Genomic DNA, 22494 nt, shown 5'->3' on the forward strand with positions numbered 1-22494 from the left:
TGTTACCTCTTTGCGCAATTTGTTATTTTTGTTTTTTTATTCTCACGGACGCTTTTAAGCCATTATTCTTATGTCGTTAATTCCCTTCACACACCTGCATGTGCACTCGCAATATTCTATTTTGGATGGTCAGGCCAGCGTTAGCGCTTTGGTCAGTAAGGCCGCTGAAGACGGGATGAAAGCCATTGCACTGACCGACCATGGCAACATGATGGGCATCAAGGAGTTTTTTGATACCTGTAAAAAGAAGGGGGTGAAACCCATTATGGGGGTGGAAGCTTATGTGGCTGAGCGGACCATTGCTGACCGGTCCGATAAGGTGTTGGACCGGTCGGGACGCCACCTTATTTTGCTGGCCAAGAACAAGACGGGCTACCGGAATTTGTTAAAGCTGACTTCGATTGCCAGTGTGGAAGGGTTCTTTTACCGGCCACGTATTGATAAACAACTGTTGGAGAAGCACCATGAAGGTTTGATTGTGACTTCTGCCTGTCTGGGTGGTGAGGTGCCCAGAAAAATCATGAATAACGATTTGGATGGTGCCCGTCAGGCCATTTTATGGTACAAGGATATTTTTGGGGAGGATTACTATCTGGAACTGCAGCGGCACCCTTCGGAAGATCCGCGCATGCGAGAGCTGGTTTACGATGAACAGGTGCGGGTCAATGAGCAGTTGTTGATGTTGTCGAAGGAGCTGGGGGTTAAGGTGGTGGCAGCCAACGATGTGCATTTTGCCGACGCAAAAATGGCAGAGGCGCATGACATTATGATATGTATGAATACGGGCAAGGATCAGGAGGATGAATCCCGTATGCGCTATACCCGCCAGGAGTGGTTCAAAACCACGGAAGAAATGAACCGGCTTTTTGCCGATGTGCCGGAAGCTTTGTTAAGCACGCAGGAAATTGCCGAGAAGGTGGAGGCCTTTGAACTCAACTCAGGCCCCATTATGCCGCTGTTCCCCATACCGGAAGATTTTGGAACCTGGGAAGGCTATAAAACCCAATTCACCGAAGACGATTTAAAGCAGGAGTTTGGCCCCGAGCGTTATGAAAGTCTGGGAGGTGATTACGACCACCTGCTGCGGGTAAAGCTGGAGGCAGACTATCTGGAGCATCTGACTTATAAGGGGGCCAAAAAGTTTTACGGTGATCCCTTACCGGATCATGTGAAGGAGCGGATTGATTTTGAGCTGGAGACGGTGAAAACCATGGGTTTTCCCGGATACTTCCTGATTGTTCAGGATTTTATCAATGCGGCCCGCGACATGGGCGTGCTGGTGGGCCCCGGCCGGGGATCGGCCGCGGGATCGGCGGTGGCCTACTGTGTGGGAATTACCTCGGTGGACCCCATTAAATATGATTTGCTGTTCGAGCGTTTCCTTAATCCGGACCGTATTTCCATGCCCGATGTGGACATCGATTTTGATGACGATGGCCGGGCTTTGGTACTCGATTGGGTGGCTCAGAAATATGGCAAGGATAAGGTGGCGCATATTTGCACCTTGGGAACCATGGCCGCCAAGTCGGCCATAAAGGACGTGGGGCGGGTGCTAAGGCTGCCGCTTTCGGAAACCGACCGCATTTCCAAATTGATTCCTGAAAAACCGGGCACCAAGCTGGCCAATGCTTTCAGGGAGGTTATTTCGCTTGAAAAAGAAAAGGGCAGCGTGGATCTGGCTTTGGTGCACATCGAGAAGAAACTCTCTGAAGCCCGTAATGGTGGCAAGGATAAAGAGGCCGCCCGTATGGAAATGCTGCAGATTTTTGCCCGCGAAATTATCAAGGGACGGATGGAGGAGGACGGCAAGTTGTTGAAGACGCTTGAACTGGCCTGTGATTTGGAAGGTTCTATCCGGCAGACCGGTGTGCACGCCTGTGGCGTGCTCATAGGGCGCGATCCGCTGGATGAGCACATCCCCCTGATGCCGGCCAAGGAAGCCAATTTGTTGGTGACCCAGTACGATGGCACGCTGGTCGAATCCATCGGTTTGTTGAAGATGGACTTTCTGGGCTTAAAAACTTTGTCGATTATCAAGGAAGCTTTGGAGCCATCAAACTTTCCAAAGGCTTGGATGTGGACATGGAGCAGATTCCGGATGATGACGAAAAAACCTTTCAGTTGTTCAGTAAGGGAGAAACCACCGCCATTTTCCAGTTTGAGTCGGCCGGTATGAAAAAGTACCTGCGGGAGTTGCAACCCAACCGTTTTGAAGATCTGGTGGCCATGAATGCCCTGTACCGCCCGGGTCCCATGGAATACATTCCCAACTATGTAGCACGTAAACACGGTCGGGAAGACATCTACTACGATCACCCCTTGATGGAATCCTATCTGAAAGACACCTATGGTATTACGGTCTTTCAGGAGCAGGTGATGCTCTTGTCACGTAAGCTGGGCGGCTTCACCCGTGGTGAATCCGACTCCCTGCGGAAGGCCATGGGTAAAAAGCTTTTTGACATGATGGCCAAACTGAAGGCCAAATTCGATGAAGGCTGTAAAGCGAACCCCGATTTTGTCAAAGGCTGCGAGGAACTGGATAAAAAACCGCAGGAGGTCATCGACAAAATATGGAAGGACTGGGAAGCCTTTGCCAGTTATGCCTTTAACAAGTCGCACTCGGTGTGTTATGCCAATTTGGCGTATCAAACGGGTTACCTTAAAGCCCACTATCCGGCGGAGTTTATGGCGGGGGTATTGAGCCGCAACCTCAGCGACATTACCAAAATTACCACCTTCATGGAGGAGTGCCGGCGCATGGGCATGGATGTGCTGGGACCCGATTTGAATGAGAGTTTCCTCAAGTTTACGGTGAATAAGGAAGGCGCTCTGCGCTTTGGAATGGCTGCCATTAAAGGTGTGGGTGAAGGCGTGGTGATGGAGATTATCAAAGAACGGGAGAAGCGGGGCCCTTCAAAGATGTGTTTGATTTTGTGGAGCGCATCAGTCTCCAGGTGATCAATAAAAAAGCCGTGGAAGCTCTGGCAGCCGCTGGTGCCTTTGATAATTTGGGTAAAATGCACCGGGCGCAATTCTTTGCACCCATGCCCGGAGAAGAGGGCTCCTTTATTGAGCGTATTCTGCGTTACGGCAACCGTTACCAGGTAGATAAGGCCTCGGCACAAAATTCCTTGTTTGGTTCGGGTGATATGGCCATCGAAATTAAGAAGCCGGAAATTCCCATGTGCAACGAATTTACCACGCTTGAGAAGCTCGAAAAGGAGAAGGACCTGATTGGTATTTATCTGTCGGCCCATCCCCTGGACGATTACAAGCTGGAGCTGCGGAATTTCTGTAATCTTCAGGTGAGTGCTTTCAGTGATCTGGAAGCCATTCGTGGCAGGGAATTTACCGTGGGTGGCATGGTCACCAATGTGCGTAAGGGACTCACCAAAAAAGGAAATGATTTTGCCATTGTGACACTGGAGGACTTCAGCGGGTCCTTTGATTTTGCCTTTTTTGGTCAGGATTACATCAATTTTGTCAGTATCATCAATAATGCACGGTTTTTGATGGTGAAGGGCCGGGTTCAACCCCGCAAGCGTTGGAAGGAGGATCAGGAGGAGGTGCTGGAGGTAAAGGTGAATAAGATTTCGCTTTTGTCGGAGGTGCTCGAAAACCAGGTGCAAAATTTAACCCTGCGCATTCCTTTACAGGGCTTGACGCATGAAGTGGTAACGGAATTGGCCCAAATATCCATGGAAAACAGAGGCAAGGTGACTCTGCGTTTTCAGGTGTATGACGAAGAAAATGAGCGACAGCATGTGCAGCTATTGTCGCGCTCTGTATCTGTTAGCCTGACCAGCGAGTTGGTTCGGTTTTTTGAAGAGCGACCGGAAATTTCTATGTCGCTGAGTTAGGTAATAAATGGCAAATTTGGTTATCTTTGAACAAGGCAGGCTGTTAAGTGTTTAATCTTTCACAGTGATTACCAATGCGTAATCCCTTGCAAGTTAATGTATCGTATTAATTATATTAGAAAATTTAGAAATTATGGCAATTGAAGTAACTGATGCTAATTTTGAAGAACTGGTTTTGAAAGCGGATAAGCCGGTTTTGGTGGATTTTTGGGCTGAGTGGTGTGGCCCTTGTAGAATGGTAGCTCCTGTTGTAGCTGAACTGGCCGAAGAATATAAGGACACGGCCGTCATTACCAAAATGGATGTGGACAGTAACCCTGAAACTTCTGTAAAGTTTGGCATTCGCAACATTCCAACCATTTTGTTCTTTAAGAACGGAGAAGTGGTGGACAAGCAGGTAGGTGCCGTACCAAAAACCATTTTGGCCTCTAAATTAGATGCCATCGTATAACTCAGAAAAGCCAAAAGCTTTATAAAAAAACGGCTGTCGCAAGACAGCCGTTTTTTTTAGCCTAGGATCATTCCGATAATAGTGGCAGAAAGCAGCGACGCCAGCGTACCCGCCAGCAGCGCCCGCATTCCCAACTGAGACAGCAGCACCCGTTTGCCGGGGGCCAGTGACCCGATGCCGCCAATCTGAATCCCGATGGAGGCCACATTGGCAAAGCCGCAGAGAATGTAGGTGGCCATGATGATGGATTTTTCCTGCATGAAGGCGCCGGTTGATTTGAGTTCTCCCAGACTGACATAACCAATGAACTCCGTCATGATGAGTTTCTCACCCAATACCCGTCCCACCAGGTCGATGTCGGGACCCGGAACCCCCAACAACCACATTAGGGGGGCAAATAAATAGCCCAGCATGAATTGCAACGAAAGTTCCGTGTAGCTGCCATTGGTGGCGGAAGCAATGATTTCATTCAGGCCGGTCCAGTCGCCCACCTTCAAAAAGATGAAATTGAACATGGCAATGAAGGCGATAAAAACCAGGAGCATACCGGCCACATTCACGGCCAGGCGAACGCCCTCGGTGGTGCCGTTGGATATGGCATCCAGTACGTTTTTGCCGATGCGTTCCTTGCTGACTTCCACCTCTTTCTCAATGGCTTCGGTCTGGGGCACCAGAATTTTGGCAATGACCACCACGCCGGGTGCGGCCATGATGGAGGCGGCCAGCAGATGCTTGGCGTAAATGAGTTCCTGAACCGGGTCGCCACCCCCCAATACTTTTATGTAAACGGCCAATACCCCGCCGGCCAGGGTAGCCATACCGCCGGCCATGACCAGCAGCATTTCTGAGCGGTTCATTTTCTCCAGGTAGGCCTTGATCATCAGGGGCGACTCGGTCTGTCCCAGAAAAATATTTCCCGCCACCGAGAGACTTTCGGCACCGGAGAGTTTGAGCAGTCGGGTCATGCCCAAAGCCAGAAAATAAACCACCTTTTGAATGATGCCAAAGTAAAACAGCACACTGGTGATGGCGGAAAAGAAGATGATGGTCGGCAAGATGGTAATGGCAAAATTGATCAGTGAAGACTCAATCTGACCAGTGATCATGCTGCTGAAAAGGAACTCAACGCCCGCCTCGGTAAAGCTGAGGATTTTGACAAAGATCTTGCCCACCACATCGAAAATGGACTGGACAAAGGGAACGTAGAGAATGCTGAGGGCCAGCGCCAATTGAAGGGCCAATCCGATCAATACCACCCGCCAATTGATGGCTTTGCGGTTGGTGCTGAAAGCCCAGGAAATGGCTATGATAACAGACATGCCGACGATTCCCCGAAGCAAACCGGTCAATGAAAAGCCGCCGCCTCCGGGAACAGCGACCTCGCTTAGGGTGGCTGTGGATTCGGCTAACAGACTTGAGGCGCTAAAAATGGCAAGGAGCAGCAGGGCAATGAATTTCTTCATAGAGGTGGTATGAGTAGGACTATTTATCTCTTTTATTGATTTCGTCCCTGATTTTTGAAGCCTTCTCGTAGTTTTCAGATTGAACCGCCTCGTCGAGCATCACCTGAAGTTCTTCGAGTGATTTGGTGACTAAAGGATTGTCTGGAGTACCTTTGGTTCCGCTGGTGGAAGAGGCGGAAGTTGTTACGGGTCCGTTGGCATCTTTGGCATCACCAAAATCCAATACAATGCCGGCTTTGGCGAGAATTTCTTCGTAGGTAAATATGGGGCAGTTAAAACGAAGGGCCAGAGCTACGGCATCTGAGGTGCGGGAGTCAATGCGTACCACTTCGTCATTTTTAACACAAACCAATTCAGAATAAAAAATGCCTTCTTCCAATTTGTAAATCACCACTTCGAGCAACTGAACATGAAAGGCTTTGGCGAAATTCAGAAACAAATCGTGGGTCAGGGGACGTGGCGGTTCCAATCCTTCTAATTTGATGGCAATGGATTGGGCTTCCACGCCGCCGATGATAATGGGGATTCTTCGTTCGCCTTCTTCTTCCGCCAGTACAAGCGCGTAGGCACCTGATTGCGTTTGCGAATAGGAAAGTCCCAGTATATTAAGTTTTACTTTTTGCTTGTTCATGAAAAAGGTGATTTTCTGCCTGAATATCAGCTGTTACGTTTTTGGTACCGGCCAAAATGATGGTTTTAAAATTCAATTTATGGTTCCAAAAACAAATATAGGAATTTGTTTTTAGAACAGGGATGTTCGGGCCAATTTATTGGGAATCATCTCTTGGTTGCAGGAGGGCTGCCACTATGGATGGAAGCGCCAGGTTGATGACCCAGATTAAGAATACGGAGGCAACAATGCCTGCGCTGTTGGGCGATAGCATGCTGAAAAGAAACAGGGCGATCGAACTTCGTATGCCCAGGTCGGCCACCGCCATAGTGGGCAATAGGGTGATGGCTGCGTAGTAGGTCATTATCAGACCCAGGTCTGATAAGCCCGTTGAAATATCAAAAAACCAAAGCATCAGCCACAGTTGAAAATTGTAGATGGCATACCGCAGAATGGTTAGTCCGCCCACTTTCACTGTCCGTCTCACGCCCAATTGACCAATGGCCCGGAGATGGGCCAATAGTTGCCGGACGAGGGGCCGGCTCTTAAATATGCGGGCCAGGACGTACAGGAAGATGGCCATGAGGGCGACTGCAGGGTGGTGATGAGCGAATATTCCAGGATGCCTTTTTGCAGGTTGGCAAAGATGGTATTGTCTGCCGCCGTGAGGTTTTGGGTGAGTATGATCCCGGCCAGTCCACCCAACATCAAAACGACGTTTTGAATGATGCTGCCCGTAGCTGAAAGCAGAAAACCCTTCGTGCGCAGTCCCGAACGCAACAAAAGTCCCTTAACCACCGGTTCGCCTGCACGGGCCGGGGTGATCATGCCCGTCTGTATGCCTTTGACCACCTGATAAAGGGTGTTGTGCCAGGATTGATGGACGATGGCGCCTGAAAGTTGTCGCCACTTAGCGCTTTCCAAGGCAATGTTGATGACGGCCAGCATCAGTTGCAGACAAAGAAGGCCGGTCAGTGGCCAGCGTTGGTGATAGAGCGTGTCAAAAAACAGTTCCCAATCCTTAAATTGAATCAGGCGCCAGGTGATGTAGGCCAGCGCTGCCAGGGATAGGCCCCATTGTAAAAAGCGGGCTACGACCTTATGGTGGCGCCTCCTCATTGAGCCGGCTTATTGACGAAGGGCAGGGCCAGCAGAGCGAGGAGTCCCAACACAATGATCATGATGTTGAGGGCGCCATGCACCACCAGCGCAAAGATGCCGGCATCACTGCTGCTGACGCCATAGGCCACCAATGCAATGATCACCATGAAGTGCCAGGGGCCGATGCCACCCTGTACGGGAGCGACCATGGCCAGCGTGCCAAAAACGAAAACGGTGAGTGCTGCCAGAGGGGTGAGGTGACTGGTATAACCGAAGGCAAAGAAGTTGAGGTACATCATTAAAAAATAGAACACAAAGATGAGAATGCTATGTCCTATAAACCAGGGTTTGTTGGGCACGTTGCGGAAGGAGAGAAAGCCTTCCTTGAATTTTACCCATAAGCCCTTTATTTGGTAAAAGGCTCTGCTGGCTCTTATTTTTTTCTGAAGAGCCAAATGGAACCAGCGATTAAAATCACAATGACATAGGGCGTGGGCGTGGTAAAGGAGCTGAAAAGTTGGGAAAAATCGAAGGCACTGCCGGTAATGGAATGGAGGACTTTGAATTGCAGAAGCACGACCAATAGTAAGGAAACGAGCATCGAAAGGATGTCCAGGGCCCGCTCGGCCACTACCGTGCCTATGAGTTGGGTGAAGGAAATATTTTCATGTTTGCTGAGAACGGCACAACGGGAGACTTCACCCATACGCGGAATGGCCAGGTTCGCCAGATAGCCGATGGTAAGGGCCAAAAAGGTGTTGAGGAAACGGGGGCGCTTGTCGTTTAAAGGGGTAATCAGCATTTGCCAGCGGATGGTGCGACTGACATTACTCAGTAGTCCGGCCAATAACGAGGCCAGTATCCACCAATAATTGACATCTTCTTTGATGGCGGTCAATAGTTTTTGCGGATCCTGATCGCGGTACAACCACCATAGAATCAAGGCGCCTGTTGCCAAAAACAGGATGAATTGGAGGACTTTCGCCTGCTTTGTTCTCAAAGTCTGTTTTTTTACGTATATTTATTGCAATCGGCGCTGTGCAAAAGGTTCGGGTGTGAAAAATAGTTTTACCTTTGCAGCGCTTTTGGCATGCAATGTTACAAAATGTATCGTTTACCGCCAAAAATGGCAGGGCCTTGTGCCAACTTTAGCATGTATAAACTGTGTAACCATGGACTATGAAACGTGTAAGAGCGAAGAAATACCTGGGGCAGCACTTTCTCAACGATCTGGATATTGCCAGACGGATAACTGAAAGTCTGACAACTCCTCCGTCTCAAGTCATTGAGGTGGGGCCGGGAATGGGTGTTCTTACACAGTTTTTGTTACAGCGCAGTGATATGGACCTTCATCTGGTCGAGATTGATACCGAATCGGTAGAATACCTCCACCAACATTATCCCCAATTACAAAAGCGCATCATTGAAGGCGACTTTTTAAAAATGGATTTTAAGAAGTTGTTTCCCGATAAATTCTCGATCATCGGCAATTTTCCCTATAATATTTCAAGTCAGATTTTCTTTAAGGCTTTTGACAACCGCCATCAGGTGCATTCAGTGGTGGGCATGTTGCAGCATGAAGTGGCCAGGCGCATGGCTTCGGGACCGGGCTCCAAAGAATACGGGATTTTAAGTGTGCTCCTGCAATCCTTCTTCGATGTGGAGTATCTGTTTACGGTGGATCCTGAAGTGTTTACACCGCCCCCCAAAGTTCAATCGGGCGTTTTGCGCATGGTTCGAAACAATGTAGAACAACTACCCTGCGATGAACGTTTGTTTATTAGGGTTGTCAAGGCGGCCTTTCTGCACCGCCGAAAAACCATGCGTAACAGCTTAAAAAAGATCGCTTTTAATCATGAGGCCGTTATGCACTTACCTGTTTTCAATCTGCGCCCAGAGCAAATGTCGGTGCAGGCCTTTCAGGAACTGACTCAATTGATCCAGGATCACCCCCTTTGTGAGTGATTTCGTTTTGTGTAACCTTTAAAAATTTCCGTGTATGGCTAATTTTGAACTGACCAGAGAGTTGATCGAAGAAATCAGATGGCTGATTGATCAGAAGGATGAAGCTTTACTGTCGGATATATTAAAGGACATGCACCCGGCCGATATTGCTGAGATATATGAAGAGCTCAGCATTGAAGAGGCCAAGTTTCTGTACTTTTTGCTGGATGATGATACCGCCGCCGATGTTCTGATTGAACTGGAGGAGGACGATCGGCTGCGCTTTTTAAAGGCGCTGCCCAGTGAGGTCATTGCCCGCCGGTTTATCGGTCGGATGGATTCCGATGATGCCGCCGATGTGATTGCAGAGCTGGATGAGGATCGCCAGAAGGAGGTGCTTTCCTACCTGGAGGATATCTCCATGGCAGGTGACATTGTGGATCTGTTGAACTACGATGAAGATACGGCCGGTAGTTTGATGGCCAAAGAGCTGATTAAGGTTAAGGAGTCGTGGAACATTGTCACCTGCCTGCGTAGCATGCGCCGCCAGGTGGAGGAGGTGGATGATGTCTATTTTGTTTATGTGGTGGATAACGACGGCGTTCTCAAAGGAACCCTTTCCCTGAAAAAAATGTTGCTGAGTTCAACCGACACCCTGGTTCGTGATATCTACAATCCCGATGTTATTGCCGTGAGTGCGGATGTGCATTCTGAGGAAGTGACCAACATCATGGATAAGTACGATTTGGTAGTTTTGCCGGTAATTGATAGTATTGGCCGTTTGGTGGGTCGCATTACCATCGATGATGTGGTGGATTATATGCGGGAAGAGGCCGAGAAGGATTATCAGTTGGCCTCTGGTATTACCGAGGATGTGGAAGCCTCTGACAGTGTGTGGCGACACACCCGGGCTCGCATTCCCTGGCTGATGATTGGTCTGGCAGGCGGTTTGTTAGGTTCACGTGTCATCTCTGCCTTTGAAGGCAACATCTCGGAGCATCCGGAAGTTGCTTTTTTCATGCCGCTGATTGCTGCGATGGGCGGTAATGTCGGTATTCAGTCGTCGGCCATCATGGTGCAGTCTATTGCCAGTGGCGGCCTGGGTTTTGATACCAATTTTAAAAAGCTGCTTAAGGAAGTCTCCATCGCCCTGCTCAATGCCAGTGCCTTGGCGGCCCTGGCCTTCATTTATAATTTTGCGATCGGTTCTCATTTTGCCCTGACCTTTACGGTGGCCTCTGCCATGTTTTCGGTGGTGATGTTTGCCTCTTTGTTCGGTACCTTTTTGCCCTTACTGCTCAACCGCATGAAAATTGACCCTGCATTGGCGACAGGGCCTTTTATTACCACGCTCAATGATATTTCGGGGATGTTTGTTTATCTCATACTCGCCGCCTACTTCTTCGAAGTCTTTTTGTAACTAGAAAATTAAGAAATCAGATAGAGATTCAGTTTTGGATAAAAAGGCGTCAAAGACAAGGTTTCGAAGTTTTTGAAACCAAGGAGTTTACATTTCGTAAATGACTGTTTCAAAAACGAGAATAACGTAGTATTTGGTGTTTTCTTACCATAGATTAGCTGCCAATTACTTCTCGGAAGACTTTTAGGAACAAAGTCTTCGAAGGCTTGGCATAGTATTCATCGGCAGGTGATTCTTCTTTGGCCTTGTCCACCACCGGATCCCAGTATTTCACATGCCAGTCCTTATCATAGTATTCCAGGGAGCTCATGTTCTCTACCCAATCTCCCGAATTGAGGTAGGTCACACTGCCTTTTTCGTTGCTGATTCGTTTTTTATCTACGCGGTGCACATGACCACAAATGGCATATTGATAGCCTTTGGATATGGCCAGGTCTGAAACGGTTTTTTCAAAACGGGTTATTTCGTTTTGGCTGCCATTGGTCCTGGTTTTGAGTTTTTTGGAGATAAGCATACGTTTCTTTCCCATCAACTTTAAGAGAAAGTCGAGGCTTTTGTTGGTAATGGTGAGGATGCCATAGCCTTTGGCGCCAAGTTTGGCGAGCCACTTCACCCGGTGCATGTAGCCATCGAATACATCGCCATGAAAGATCCAGGTTTTGGTGCCATCCAGATGAAGGACAACTTTGTTGAGAATGGTGAAGTCGCCCATCGATATACCGGCAAAGCGCCGCATCATTTCATCGTGGTTGCCGGCCATGTAGTAGATTTTGGTGCCTGCCTCCATCATTTTTAGAAATTGCCGCAGCAATTTGATGTGGTCAACAGGAAAATAGTTTCGGCTAAACTGCCAGGCGTCGATGATGTCGCCGTTAAGTACCAGAATCTCCGGATGGATGTTTTTTAGATAAGTGTTCAGTTGTCTGGCCTTGCTGGCGTAAGTCCCCAGATGGACGTCAGAAATCACAACTGCTTTGACCGGGCGTTTGGGCTTCTCATTGAATGGCATCATGCTTGAATTGGTTATATCTTATTGGTCTGTTCATAACTACTATGAACGACCCTACAAGAATACAACAGCAATGAGAATTGAATGTAAGCCTAACGCTAACAGATTGTTAAAAGTGTTTTTTTAACCACACATGGGCTCAATAATGGCGTTGCGGTGACGCACGCTCCATTGCCAGTAGGCGTATAAGTCCTTGTTCAGGTTGCGGGAATTACCTTCGGCCTGTACCAGTTTGCTCCGTCGGGCAATGACAAAAGATCGTTGATGCTGAATTTTTCCGACCATGAAGTCAATGGCTCCCATAAACCGGTCGTTAAGGCCGTGTACCTGAGAATCGCAGTTGACGATTAAGGTCAGTTTGCGGCGGTTGATTAATTGTAAGAGTTGTTCCAGATCGCTATCCGACAATGTTTCGGTGTCTGACAAATTGAGCAGGACGTGGGTTAAACTGTGCTGGGTGTGCAGGTATTGCTCAATGACCGGAAAATCCAGATGATCGGATGGGTGATGGATGATATCAAAGAACACCGATAAGGCGTTGAAGTTTAAATCAGTTACGCCGGAGTTCAGAACGAGTAAAGCCTTATCCCAATGAATCACAGAGGATAAGACCGTTTCAAGCGCAAAGTTTTTATCCTGTTCAAAATGAATGGTCTCAAAGCCGGTTTGGTAAAACCGGCCTGCGATGATTTCTTTTTTTGACCACATTTGAAGGACCTGGGTGTCCATTTCTTCCTCCATCAGCAGGTTGCCGACCGACAGGTGTTTTTCAATGTCAGGGTTCATCATGGTGTTTGGGTTGTTAAATTCCTGTGTGGACATTTCTCGCTAAACGTTTGAATGAACTATTTTGTTTGGGGTAAAAATAGTCAGAAGCCGTCAGCCGAATGTCAATACAATATTAAGAAACTGTTTAATCTGACGCTAAGATTCTGTCCCAATCGTATTTAGGTATAGGACAATCCAAGGGCTGCCTGCACGTATGGGAATGGCGTTCATTTACAGGAACGGACTACTTTTTGGGATGAAGGTGGATAAAAACCATTTCCAAAATCAAAAACAAATGGCTTCTTCATACCATTTAGTATCTTTACATTTTGCTAAAAGGAGTTGAAGTATGCCTCAAATGTTTGCTGATATCGTGTTGCCGGTGCCCTTGCCTAAATTGTTTACCTATAGTGTTCCTGAAGCGTTCAGGTCCACTTTGGCTAAGGGCCAACGGGTGGTGGTTTCTTTTGGAAAAAAGAAGCTGATGTCGGGCCTCGTTTTTGGTATTCACACCCAGGCCCCGGAGGCCTATGAAACCAAGCCCATACAATCGGTCCTCGATAGCCAGGCAGTGGTGACCGAAGAACAACTGGCGTTGTGGCAATGGATGGCGGATTATTATCAGTGTACCATTGGAGAGGTCTATAAAGCGGCTCTGCCGTCGGGTTTGAAACTGGAGAGTGAAACACGCGTTTTCTATAATCCGGATTTTGAGGCTTCTCTGGACTTGCCTGAACGGGCCCTGGCCCTGCTTGATTTTTTGAGTCACAAAAAGCATACGACCATCCATCAGATCAATGAGGTTACAGGGCTCAAAAACAGTTATGGCCTGATAAAGGATTTAATAGAGCTGCAGGCCCTGTTTGTCAATGAACAGCTTAGCGCTGCATTTCGTCCCAAAACCGAATCGGTCCTTTCGCTGCATGCGGAGGTACGCAGTGAAGAAGCTTTGAAAACGGTTTTTGATCAATTGGCGCGTGCGCCAAAGCAGTTGCAGCTATTGATGACCTTCCTGCAGCAGGCTGGTGGTGTTGAAAAAGCTGTGGCGGGTCGGCTGGTCGGGCGAACGGAATTATTGGCAGCGGTGGAAGGTGCCCCCAATGCCCTGAATGAGTTGGTCAGGAAGCATTACCTGACTCAGGAAAAGCGGGAGGTATCCAGATTAAACCTGGAGGATCAGGTGGTGATCGAAAAAAAGAGCTTGTCCACCGAACAGGCAACGGCCCTGCAAGAGGTGAAGAACGGCTTTGCCGAAGGCAAGCCGGTTTTGCTGCATGGCGTTACCTCCAGTGGAAAGACCGAGTTGTACATCCATTTGATTGAGGAGGTGATTCAAAAAGGACAACAGGCGCTGTATCTCTTACCTGAAATTGCTTTGACGACGCAGATAACGACCCGCCTGAAGGCTCATTTTGGAAACGATCTGGGCATTTATCATTCCCGTTTTTCGGATGATGAACGGGTGGAGGTGTGGAACAATTTGCTGAGTCAGAAAAGTTACAAAGTGATTTTGGGGGTGCGGTCGGCTGTTTTTCTTCCTTTCAAGCACCTGAAATTGATCATTGTGGACGAGGAACACGAAAATTCTTTTAAGCAGTATGACCCGGCGCCCCGCTACCATGCCCGGGATGTGGCCATGATTATGGGCAAGCGCTATAAAGCCCAGGTTTTGCTGGGCACGGCCACGCCTTCGCTGGAGAGTTACTACAATGCTAAAAGTAACAAGTTCGTTTTGGTCCAGTTGGCCACACGATTTGAGGGGATGCAAATGCCGGAAATTGTGGTGGTCAATACCCGGGAGGCACAGCGGAGAAAAATGATGCAGTCGCACTTCACACCGCAGTTGGTGGATTATATGACCAAGGCCCTGGAGCGAAAGGAACAAATCATTCTTTTTCAAAACAGGCGGGGCTTTGCCCCCTATTTGGAATGCACCGCCTGTGGTTGGATTCCCAAGTGTCAGCATTGTGATGTCAGCATGACTTACCACAAGCACATCCATCATCTGGTGTGTCATTATTGCGGCTATTCCGTTCCCAATTATACCACCTGTCAGGCCTGTGAGAGTCCGGCCATGCAGTTAAAGGGGTTTGGAACCCAAAAAATAGAAGAGGATATTCAGGCCCTTTTCCCCGGGGCCGGCGTGGCGCGCATGGACTATGACACCACCCGCTCGAAAAAGGGCTATGAAAACATTATCGGAAGTTTTGAACAGGGGAAACTGGACATTTTGGTGGGCACCCAAATGGTGACCAAGGGACTTGATTTTGACCGGGTGAGTCTGGTGGGTATTTTAAATGCCGACAGTATGCTCAACAATCCCGATTTCAGAGCTTTTGAGCGCAGTTTTCAGATGATGGCCCAGGTGAGTGGCCGGGCGGGACGAAAAAACCGACGGGGCACGGTGGTCCTTCAAACAGGGGATCCGGAACATCCGGTCATCCAGTTTGTCCGTAATAACAACTTTTCCGGGTTTTACGAACAGCAAATTGCCGAACGTGAGCAGTTCAAATATCCACCCTTTTACCGTTTGATTCATTTAACCATTAAGCACAAAAACCGGCCCACCGTGAATCAGGCCGCCAATGCTTTGGCTGCGCACCTGAGGGCCGTTTTTGGCAGCCGGGTTTTGGGTCCGCAAGAGCCGCCTGTTTCAAAAATTCAGGACCATCATTTGCAAAAAATTATGCTGAAGTTGGAACGGACGGCTTCTCCGGTAAAAGCCAAAGACCTCATGCAGGACTGTATCAACCGGATTATTGCGCATCCACCCTGGCGCTACGTGGTGGTTGTGGCGGATGTGGATCCTTTGTAAAATTTTTTCCTTGGGGAGAGCTGAAAAGCGTATCATTTTCTCACCTATTGGAATCAAGCTGTTTCAATATTGGGGAAATATCTGTATTTTTGCTGTAATGGTGCTTGTTTGATTGGTTAACCACTACTGATTGAAAAAGTCATTTTAATGATGGGAAGGATATGTTAAAACAGAGTTTACAACAAAAATTGCTTCAGAAACTTTCACCTTTGCAAATACAGGTGATCAAGCTTTTGGAAATTCCTACTGCTCAACTTGAACAGCGTATCAAGGAGGAGATGGAGGTAAACCCTGTGCTGGAGTATGCCGGCGATAGCCCGTCCAGCAGTGATGATTACGGAGATGAGCCGGAAACACCGGAAAACGATGTGGAAAAAGAGGAATTCTCCATCGACGATTATATCCAGAACGATGACATTCCTTCTTATAAATTGCAATCGCGCAATTATTCCAGGGACGATAAGCACGAGGATATTCCTTTTTCCAACGGGACCACTTTTCATGAGTTTTTGATTGATCAGCTGGGGTTGCGCATCATGACAGACCGCCAGCGTAGTATTGCGGATTATATCATCGGCAATATTGATGAGGATGGTTATCTGCGCCGGGAAATTGATGAGATCGTGGATGATCTGGCCTTTTCTCAAAACATGGAAATCGATGAAAAGGAGGCTTTGGAAGTGTTGGAGGTGATTCACGACTTTGACCCGCCAGGCGTGGGTGCCAGAGATTTACAGGAGTGCCTGATTTTACAGATGAAACGCCGCAGTCAGGAAGCCAGGTCCGCTGAAAATGCCTATCTCATTTTAAAAAATCACTTTGAAGAGTTCACCCGAAAGCACTACGATAAAATTGCCAGAAGATTGCATCTGGATGACGATGAACTGAAGGATGCCATTGATGAAATTCTTAAGCTGAACCCAAAGCCGGGGGGCTCCTATAGTAATCCGATGAGTAAAACGGTGCAGCACATCATGCCGGATTTTATTCTGGAGGTGGAGGATGGTCAGTTTCAGTTGAGTCTCAATGGCCGGAATTTACCTGAATTGCGCGTCAGTCACACCTATTCTGAAATGTTAACGGATTACCAATCCAATAAGAAGAATCAAAGCAAGGATCAGAAAGAAGCCGTCATGTTTGTCAAGCAGAAACTGGACTCTGCCAAATGGTTCATCGATGCCATTCGTCAGCGTCAAAACACATTGATGACGGTCATGGAGGCCATTCTCGAGTACCAGAAAGACTACTTTATAGAGGGGGATGAAATGATGTTGCATCCCATGATTCTGAAGGATATAGCCGATAAAACAGATCTGGATATTTCCACCATTTCCCGGGTGTCCAACAGCAAATACATACAGACCCATTTTGGGATATTTCCGTTAAAATACTTTTTCTCGGAGGGCTTGCAAACAGATTCCGGAGAAGAGGTGTCCACCCGGGAGATCAAAAAAATTCTGGAGGAGTGCATATCCAATGAAGATAAAAAGCGGCCGCTGACCGATGACAAACTGGCACTTATTTTAAAAGAGAAATCCTACAATATTGCCCGGAGAACCGTGGCCAAATACCGCGAGCAATTGAATATTCCGGTCGCCCGGTTGAGGAAGGAGCTTTAAACAGCCTAAAAGAGATAGATGAAATTATTCAGCAAGATCGTATCCATTTTATTTCATCCCATGTTGATGCCTACTCTGGGGGTGTTTGTGATTTTTCAGGCGGGCACACATGTTTCTTTTATGCCCTTTGAAGCCAAACGTATTATTTATATTACTGTTTTTCTGACCACTTGTCTCTTACCCCTTTCACTGTTGCCTTTATTGTATCAGTTCGGCGTCATCAAAAGTTTTCAGATGGAAAGTGCCCGTGAACGGGTGCTGCCCGTTTTTTTTACCGGCTTTTTCTATTATATGGGGTATCTCCTGCTTAAGAAGCTGGGCGTGTCCGGAGTTATAGGCAGTTTTATGCTGGCTTCTTTGGTAGCGGTACTTTCTGCGGTAGTGGTGACCTTGTTTTGGAAAATTAGTCTGCATACCATCGGCATAGGCGGAGTAGCCGGCGCTGTCATGGCTCTGGCTTTTCGTTTTGGAATCGATTTAACCCTGCTGATTTTCCTCCTGTTCCTGGCGTCAGGTATTACTGCTTCGGCCCGGCTGTATTTAGGGGCCCACCAACCGGCACAGGTTTATGCCGGCTTTTTATGGGGGTTTTTAATCGTGTTTGCTTCGGTACTTATCTAGGTCCTTATTTTAGGATAAAGCCCAGATCTTTCAAAATTTGTCTGGTTTCAGAGTTTGTTTGGGCGTGGGGCACTACCGTCCATTTATGAAATTCCCGCCTTACAGGATAACTGCCGCGCTGCTTCTCAAAATTTTGGGGGTTTTCTCTCAGGCGCGCATCGTCTTCTGATACATTGTAAGTCTTTAGAATGGCCTTGGCCGCAGTGATGTAACCGGGTTCATCTGTGGCTTCCAGGTAAATAAAAGGATTCTCCGGCATGGGTAGCGTTTGAGGTTGCCATTGGGTCAATGGCAGGTCAAATTCTTTGGCTATGGCGTGAATGGTCATGATGGAACCGTTGGCTTTGCCGTCCACTGAATAGCCGGCAATGTGAGGGGTTCCCAACCAGACTTTCTGGTGCAGGTCATGGTGTATGTCGGGCTCACTTTCCCATACATCCAAAACAACTCTGGCTAAATGTCCATTGTCCATTCCCCGAAGTAGGGTCCGGGTATCCGTTACTTCCCCCCTGGAGGAATTAATCACGATGGCACCTTTTTTCAACTGACGAAGGGTGTCTTTGTTAAACAGGTGGAAGGTGGCATCCTGGCCCCGCTTATTGAGCGGAGTATGGAAGGTAACAATGTCTGCGTGCTTCAATAAATAACTCAGATCACAAAACTGGTCACTTTTTTCCATTCTTTGTCGTGGCGGATCGTTGAGCAATACTTTAAAACCCAGGGCATGGGCCAGCTGGGCCACCTTTTTACCCACCATGCCTACACCCACGATGCCTATCGTGGTGGCTGCGGGAACCATACCTTCCAGAATCAGATGGGCTAAAACTGAGGCGATGTATTGCCGGACCGACCCTGAATTGCAACCCGGTGCATTGCACCATTTGATGCCTGCCTGCTCCAGCCAGGGAACGTCGAGATGGTCTGTGCCAATGGTGGCGGTGGCCACCATTTTTACCGGGGTGTCTTCCAGCAGGGCCTGGTGGCATTTGGTCCGGGTTCTGACAATCAGAGCATCGGTGTTTTTAAGATCCTCTTTGGATATGCTGTTCCCCGGTATATAGGTGATTTCTGCGTAAGGTTCAAATACCCCTTTCAGGGTGGGAATTTTGTCGTCTGCAACTATCTTCATACTTAATTGGTTATTGAGTGGATTCCTGACTGGATCTTATTTTTATGTTCGTTTCGGGGGGAAGGTAAAATATCACATAAAAGTATTTATTACTTTTTAAAATTGCTATCTTTGTCATCGCTTGTTTTTATGCCTTATTTATTGCTTTTTTATCGTCCGGCAGATGCCGGTGATGAATGTTGGATGGCTGCTAATATCGGCCGGTGAACAGGGTTGAATCAGGTCATTAGTTGCGGTACCGGTTTTAGCAAATCAAAAAAAAATAACTACTTTTGTGTTCTGCTCTTTCCTGTATTGTGAATCAGGATGTTTGCCGGAGCATGGCCGGAAACGGACCTTAAAGATATTAAAATAATTTAACAACAAATCTTAATAATTGCCACTAGTTATGAGTAAAGACATTTCAATGAAAGCTGCGGATAATATTCGAATATTGTCAGCGGCCATGGTAGAGAAAGCCAAATCTGGTCACCCTGGTGGTGCCATGGGTGGAGCTGATTATATCCACATCCTTTTTTCTGAATTTCTGAATTATGATCCCAATGACAGGAGCTGGGCCAACAGGGACCGCTTCTTTTTGGACCCGGGCCACATGTCGCCCATGTTATATTCCATTTTAGCCCTTACGGGTACTTTCAACATGGAAGATTTATCCAACTTCCGTCAGTGGAGCAGTTGCACGCCCGGTCACCCTGAAAAGGATTTAGACAGAGGCGTGGAGAATACTTCCGGTCCGCTGGGGCAGGGACATACCATGGCGGTTGGTGCAGCCATAACTGAGCGTTTTCTGAGTGCCCGTTTTGGTGAATGGATGACGCATAAGATTTATACTTTTATTTCTGACGGTGGTGTTCAGGAAGAAATTTCACAGGGTGCTGGTCGTATTGCCGGATACCTGGGTCTGAATAATCTGATCATGTTTTATGACAGCAATGACATTCAGCTGTCCACGGAGACCAGTGCGGTTACCATCGAAGATACGGCTAAGAAATACGAAGCCTGGGGTTGGGCCGTTAAGACCATTGATGGACAAAACCATGATGAGATTCGCGCTGCGCTCAAAGAAGCCAATGCGGAGAAAGAGAAGCCCTTCCTGATTATTGGTAAAACTATTATGGGTAAAGGTGCTGTTAAAACCGATGGTAGTACGTTTGAACGTCAGGTAAGCACGCACGGTCAGCCCCTGGGAGCTGCCGGTGCCGATTTTGGTGCCACGGTTAAAAAATTAGGTGGCGATCCGGAGAATCCTTTTGTGATTTTCCCTGAAGTGGCAGAGTATTACGCCAAAGTAAACGCTGAGAAAGCCGCTTTTGTGGCCGAAAGAAAAAGTGAACAAAGCATTTGGGAAGCTAAGCACCCCGAGCAGGCCGCCAAGTTGAAGACCTTCTTTTCCAACCAGGCACCCAACTTTGATTTTTCTGCCATTGTACAAAAAGCCAACAATGCTTCACGTGCTTCTTCTGCTACGGTATTGGGAGAATTTGCGGGAAAAGTTGAAAATATGATTGTTATGTCGGCCGATTTGGCCAACTCTGACAAGACGGATGGGTTTTTGAAGAAGACCACGGCCTTTGCCAAAGGAGATTTTTCAGGATCTTTCTTTCAAGCGGGTGTTTCTGAATTGACCATGGCCGCCATTGCCAACGGTATGGCCTTGCATGGTGGTGTGATTCCTGTTTGCGGAACCTTCTTTGTTTTCAGTGATTACATGAAGCCGGCCGTCCGTTTGGCCGCTTTAATGGAATTGCCGGTGAAATATGTCTGGACGCACGATGCCTTCCGGGTAGGTGAAGATGGACCTACGCACCAGCCGGTTGAACAGGAAGCGCAAATTCGTTTGATGGAAAAACTCAAGAATCACAAGGGCGAAAACAGCATGCTGGTCATCCGTCCGGCCGATGCTGAGGAAACCACTGTGGCCTGGCAAATGGCCCTTGAAAATGTCAAAACGCCTACAGCTTTGATCTTGTCGCGTCAGAATATTACCAATTTACCAGGCAGTACTTATGAGCAAGCGCTTCAGTCGATGAAGGGGGCTTACATTGTGGAGAAGGATACGCCAAAGGTAGATGTTGTTTTGGTAGCCAATGGCTCTGAAGTCTCTACTTTGGTAGAAGGTGCCAAACTGTTACGCGAGAAGAAGGGACTTAAAGTTCAGATTATTTCTGTTCCATCCGAAGGTTTGTTCCGCAATCAGCCCAAAGCTTATCAGGATGAGGTGCTTTTACCCGGAACACCTAAATTTGGCCTGACCGCCGGATTACCTGTGAACCTTGAAGGTCTGGTGGGTGCCGATGGTATCGTGGCCGGTTTGGATCACTTTGGTTATTCAGCACCTTACGATGTATTGGACCAACAATTTGGTTTCACGGGAGAGGCTGTATTTGACAAGGTGGTGGCCATGTTAAAATAGAGGATCATCTCACGACCATAGCCTTTTTGGATAAATTAAAAGGATTTCTTTTAATGGATGGAGTGCCCGAACGTTTTGTTCGGGCATTCTTTTTGGTCATGATGCTAAGTCGTTGAAAATTCCGTACATCTGTTGTGCTTTTTCCATAAAAAACTATTTATCTTTAACAGATTAATTGGATGGTGCTAAATCTGTTCTTCCAAAATAGCTGTTTTATGGAAAATTACCTACTGGAATTAATTAGAGAAAACAACCGGATTATCATTCCCAATTTCGGGGCATTCATTGTCTCCCGGGAAAAGGGACAAAATATTTTATTCAATAATTTTTTGAGTTTTAATGATGGCCTTCTGATCAGCCATATATGTGCCGTTGAGGGTGTGGACTCTGCCACGGCCGCTCAAAAGGTCGAGGATTATGTGGCCCGGATCAATCATACACTGGATGAAAAGGGCCTCTTTGAGATTGAGGGTATTGGTCGCTTTACCAAGGACGATAGTGGTGTTTTGCGGTTTGAGCAAGTTCTGGCGGATGAGGATGAAGGCCCTCAGGATGAAGCGCCTCTGACTTCCGCGGGCACTCAGGTGAACCGCGGTAGTGATGACGGGGATTTACTGGATCTGGATCCCTCCGGGGTCGAAGAGGTGCCTTCAAATACGCCTCCGCCACCGGCTCAGGAGGACCGCAATCATAGAACAATGGATGAACCTGCTCCTTATTCCGCCGGGTCGGCGATGGCCGGTATTCCCTCCCTGCAGGAAGTGGACCATTCCACCAAAGATATACCGGAACGGCCCGCGTCAGAAGACCATGTTTATATCAAGAAAGAGGATCGAAAGGGACCTGTAGGACTCATTGTTTTGATCCTTCTAATTCTGTTGTTACTGGTAGGGTCTACGCTTTGGTTTTTCACAGGCGTGTTTGATGAGTTTAAAAACCGGGCTAAGCAGGAAGCCGCTGAAACCGAGCAGGTGGACGTTCCCGAAATAACAGAGGAGCCGCCAGCTGAAGAGGAAATCGGTTTTGTGGAAGAGGAGGTGGTGGAAGAACCTGTTGTTGTTTCCACGCGTCAGCACCATATCATTGTCGGCAGTTTTAGGGATGAAGCCAAGGCGCAGGAGCAGATGAATACACTGTTGGGCAAGGGCTACGAGACCGCTCCATTCTGCCCTATGAAGGCAGATACTTGTTGAGTGTAGAGTGGTATCCTTCTGTGAATAAGGCTTTGCAGCGTCAGGAAGAACTGCTGAATGAGTTGCAAATGGAAAACT

19 protein-coding genes and 1 pseudogene are annotated in these 22494 nt (G+C 47.8%); 11 read left to right on the forward strand and 9 right to left on the reverse strand.

What is annotated here, in order from left to right:
* The first annotated feature begins 70 nt into the window (after positions 1 to 70).
* From dnaE to trxA, 4 genes and pseudogenes are all read left to right on the forward strand, one after another.
* The gene (dnaE, locus tag JCM15548_RS20885; protein WP_083984914.1) at positions 71 to 2176 is read left to right on the forward strand and encodes a DNA polymerase III subunit alpha; all 2106 of its coding nucleotides are present in this window, start codon (positions 71 to 73) and stop codon (positions 2174 to 2176) included.
* Positions 2083 to 2969 (forward strand): annotated as a pseudogene (locus JCM15548_RS20890) (helix-hairpin-helix domain-containing protein); the annotation flags it as partial. The gene dnaE and the pseudogene JCM15548_RS20890, both read left to right, overlap by 94 nt.
* A gap of 393 nt (positions 2970 to 3362) precedes the next feature.
* Complete coding sequence (locus JCM15548_RS22625; protein WP_227625354.1) at positions 3363 to 3860, forward strand: OB-fold nucleic acid binding domain-containing protein; 498 nt, start codon at positions 3363 to 3365, stop codon at positions 3858 to 3860.
* Positions 3861 to 3993: 133 nt separating this feature from the next.
* Positions 3994 to 4311, forward strand: a complete 318-nt coding sequence (trxA, locus tag JCM15548_RS01890) for a thioredoxin (protein WP_062122187.1) — start codon at positions 3994 to 3996, stop codon at positions 4309 to 4311.
* Positions 4312 to 4367: 56 nt separating this feature from the next.
* Here trxA and JCM15548_RS01895 read toward each other — a convergent pair whose 3' ends face one another.
* The 6 genes from JCM15548_RS01895 to JCM15548_RS24945 all read right to left on the reverse strand — a co-directional run bounded on the left by JCM15548_RS01895 (position 4368) and on the right by JCM15548_RS24945 (position 8485).
* Entirely contained in the window at positions 4368 to 5774 is a 1407-nt protein-coding gene (locus JCM15548_RS01895; RefSeq protein ID WP_062122188.1) for a NupC/NupG family nucleoside CNT transporter, read from the reverse strand.
* 19 nt (positions 5775 to 5793) lie between these two features.
* The gene (locus tag JCM15548_RS01900; protein ID WP_062122189.1) at positions 5794 to 6405 is read right to left on the reverse strand and encodes a bifunctional nuclease family protein; all 612 of its coding nucleotides are present in this window, start codon (positions 6403 to 6405) and stop codon (positions 5794 to 5796) included.
* A 136-nt stretch (positions 6406 to 6541) separates the two neighbouring features.
* The gene (locus JCM15548_RS01905) at positions 6542 to 6871 is read right to left on the reverse strand and encodes a hypothetical protein (protein WP_062122190.1); all 330 of its coding nucleotides are present in this window, start codon (positions 6869 to 6871) and stop codon (positions 6542 to 6544) included.
* The gene (locus JCM15548_RS01910; protein WP_062122191.1) at positions 6868 to 7503 is read right to left on the reverse strand and encodes a lysylphosphatidylglycerol synthase domain-containing protein; all 636 of its coding nucleotides are present in this window, start codon (positions 7501 to 7503) and stop codon (positions 6868 to 6870) included. The genes JCM15548_RS01905 and JCM15548_RS01910 overlap by 4 nt, the downstream gene beginning before the upstream one ends.
* A complete protein-coding gene (locus JCM15548_RS24940; protein ID WP_262486854.1) occupies positions 7500 to 7940 on the reverse strand; it encodes a lysylphosphatidylglycerol synthase domain-containing protein in 441 nt (146 codons plus the stop codon). The genes JCM15548_RS01910 and JCM15548_RS24940 overlap by 4 nt, the downstream gene beginning before the upstream one ends.
* Complete coding sequence (locus JCM15548_RS24945; protein ID WP_262486855.1) at positions 7919 to 8485, reverse strand: lysylphosphatidylglycerol synthase transmembrane domain-containing protein; 567 nt, start codon at positions 8483 to 8485, stop codon at positions 7919 to 7921. Before JCM15548_RS24945 ends, JCM15548_RS24940 begins: the two co-directional genes overlap by 22 nt.
* Positions 8486 to 8664: 179 nt before the next feature.
* Here JCM15548_RS24945 and rsmA point away from each other — a divergent pair, with 179 nt between their 5' ends.
* Together rsmA and mgtE are read left to right on the forward strand one after the other, a co-directional pair.
* The gene (rsmA, locus tag JCM15548_RS01920; protein WP_062122192.1) at positions 8665 to 9450 is read left to right on the forward strand and encodes a 16S rRNA (adenine(1518)-N(6)/adenine(1519)-N(6))-dimethyltransferase RsmA; all 786 of its coding nucleotides are present in this window, start codon (positions 8665 to 8667) and stop codon (positions 9448 to 9450) included.
* Positions 9451 to 9484: 34 nt separating this feature from the next.
* Complete coding sequence (gene mgtE, locus JCM15548_RS01925; RefSeq protein ID WP_062122193.1) at positions 9485 to 10849, forward strand: magnesium transporter; 1365 nt, start codon at positions 9485 to 9487, stop codon at positions 10847 to 10849.
* A 154-nt stretch (positions 10850 to 11003) separates the two neighbouring features.
* Here the strand turns inward: mgtE and JCM15548_RS01930 are convergent, their stop codons facing one another.
* The gene (locus JCM15548_RS01930) at positions 11004 to 11861 is read right to left on the reverse strand and encodes a UDP-2,3-diacylglucosamine diphosphatase (protein ID WP_227625340.1); all 858 of its coding nucleotides are present in this window, start codon (positions 11859 to 11861) and stop codon (positions 11004 to 11006) included.
* 120 nt (positions 11862 to 11981) lie between these two features.
* Positions 11982 to 12680: a hypothetical protein gene (locus JCM15548_RS01935; protein WP_062122194.1), complete on the reverse strand. Its 699-nt coding sequence runs from the start codon at positions 12678 to 12680 to the stop codon at positions 11982 to 11984.
* A 295-nt stretch (positions 12681 to 12975) separates the two neighbouring features.
* Here JCM15548_RS01935 and priA point away from each other — a divergent pair, with 295 nt between their 5' ends.
* The 3 genes from priA to JCM15548_RS01950 all read left to right on the forward strand — a co-directional run bounded on the left by priA (position 12976) and on the right by JCM15548_RS01950 (position 17681).
* Entirely contained in the window at positions 12976 to 15441 is a 2466-nt protein-coding gene (gene priA, locus JCM15548_RS01940) for a replication restart helicase PriA (RefSeq protein ID WP_062122195.1), read from the forward strand.
* 161 nt (positions 15442 to 15602) lie between these two features.
* Positions 15603 to 17060, forward strand: a complete 1458-nt coding sequence (gene rpoN, locus JCM15548_RS01945) for an RNA polymerase factor sigma-54 (protein WP_062122196.1) — start codon at positions 15603 to 15605, stop codon at positions 17058 to 17060.
* A gap of 18 nt (positions 17061 to 17078) precedes the next feature.
* Positions 17079 to 17681, forward strand: coding sequence for a hypothetical protein (locus JCM15548_RS01950; RefSeq protein ID WP_062122197.1), 603 nt, complete (start codon positions 17079 to 17081; stop codon positions 17679 to 17681).
* A 4-nt stretch (positions 17682 to 17685) separates the two neighbouring features.
* Here JCM15548_RS01950 and JCM15548_RS01955 read toward each other — a convergent pair whose 3' ends face one another.
* Complete coding sequence (locus JCM15548_RS01955; protein ID WP_062122198.1) at positions 17686 to 18810, reverse strand: 4-phosphoerythronate dehydrogenase; 1125 nt, start codon at positions 18808 to 18810, stop codon at positions 17686 to 17688.
* Positions 18811 to 19198: 388 nt separating this feature from the next.
* On the opposite strand from JCM15548_RS01955, the gene JCM15548_RS01960 reads away from it, so the two are divergent.
* The gene (locus JCM15548_RS01960) at positions 19199 to 21223 is read left to right on the forward strand and encodes a transketolase family protein (protein ID WP_062122199.1); all 2025 of its coding nucleotides are present in this window, start codon (positions 19199 to 19201) and stop codon (positions 21221 to 21223) included.
* 215 nt (positions 21224 to 21438) lie between these two features.
* A complete protein-coding gene (locus tag JCM15548_RS01965; RefSeq protein ID WP_062122200.1) occupies positions 21439 to 22416 on the forward strand; it encodes a hypothetical protein in 978 nt (325 codons plus the stop codon).
* The last annotated feature ends 78 nt before the right edge of the window (positions 22417 to 22494 follow it).

Origin of the sequence: Geofilum rubicundum JCM 15548 (genome assembly GCF_000974365.1) — a bacterium.
Lineage (GTDB): Bacteria > Bacteroidota > Bacteroidia > Bacteroidales > Marinilabiliaceae > Geofilum > Geofilum rubicundum.

Excerpts from the sequence above, each read along its gene's own strand:
- JCM15548_RS01935 (WP_062122194.1), bottom strand. The coding sequence starts at position 12,680 with ATGTCCACACAGGAATTTAACAACCCAAACACCATGATGAACCCTGAC.
- JCM15548_RS01965 (WP_062122200.1), top strand. The coding sequence starts at position 21,439 with ATGGAAAATTACCTACTGGAATTAATTAGAGAAAACAACCGGATTATC.
- mgtE (WP_062122193.1), top strand. The coding sequence starts at position 9,485 with ATGGCTAATTTTGAACTGACCAGAGAGTTGATCGAAGAAATCAGATGG.
- JCM15548_RS22625 (WP_227625354.1), top strand. The coding sequence starts at position 3,363 with ATGGTCACCAATGTGCGTAAGGGACTCACCAAAAAAGGAAATGATTTT.
- JCM15548_RS01960 (WP_062122199.1), top strand. The coding sequence starts at position 19,199 with ATGAGTAAAGACATTTCAATGAAAGCTGCGGATAATATTCGAATATTG.
- JCM15548_RS01930 (WP_227625340.1), bottom strand. The coding sequence starts at position 11,861 with ATGATGCCATTCAATGAGAAGCCCAAACGCCCGGTCAAAGCAGTTGTG.
- JCM15548_RS01900 (WP_062122189.1), bottom strand. The coding sequence starts at position 6,405 with ATGAACAAGCAAAAAGTAAAACTTAATATACTGGGACTTTCCTATTCG.
- JCM15548_RS01950 (WP_062122197.1), top strand. The coding sequence starts at position 17,079 with ATGAAATTATTCAGCAAGATCGTATCCATTTTATTTCATCCCATGTTG.
- priA (WP_062122195.1), top strand. The coding sequence starts at position 12,976 with ATGCCTCAAATGTTTGCTGATATCGTGTTGCCGGTGCCCTTGCCTAAA.
- dnaE (WP_083984914.1), top strand. The coding sequence starts at position 71 with ATGTCGTTAATTCCCTTCACACACCTGCATGTGCACTCGCAATATTCT.
- JCM15548_RS01955 (WP_062122198.1), bottom strand. The coding sequence starts at position 18,810 with ATGAAGATAGTTGCAGACGACAAAATTCCCACCCTGAAAGGGGTATTT.
- JCM15548_RS01895 (WP_062122188.1), bottom strand. The coding sequence starts at position 5,774 with ATGAAGAAATTCATTGCCCTGCTGCTCCTTGCCATTTTTAGCGCCTCA.
- trxA (WP_062122187.1), top strand. The coding sequence starts at position 3,994 with ATGGCAATTGAAGTAACTGATGCTAATTTTGAAGAACTGGTTTTGAAA.
- JCM15548_RS01910 (WP_062122191.1), bottom strand. The coding sequence starts at position 7,503 with ATGAGGAGGCGCCACCATAAGGTCGTAGCCCGCTTTTTACAATGGGGC.
- rpoN (WP_062122196.1), top strand. The coding sequence starts at position 15,603 with ATGTTAAAACAGAGTTTACAACAAAAATTGCTTCAGAAACTTTCACCT.
- rsmA (WP_062122192.1), top strand. The coding sequence starts at position 8,665 with ATGAAACGTGTAAGAGCGAAGAAATACCTGGGGCAGCACTTTCTCAAC.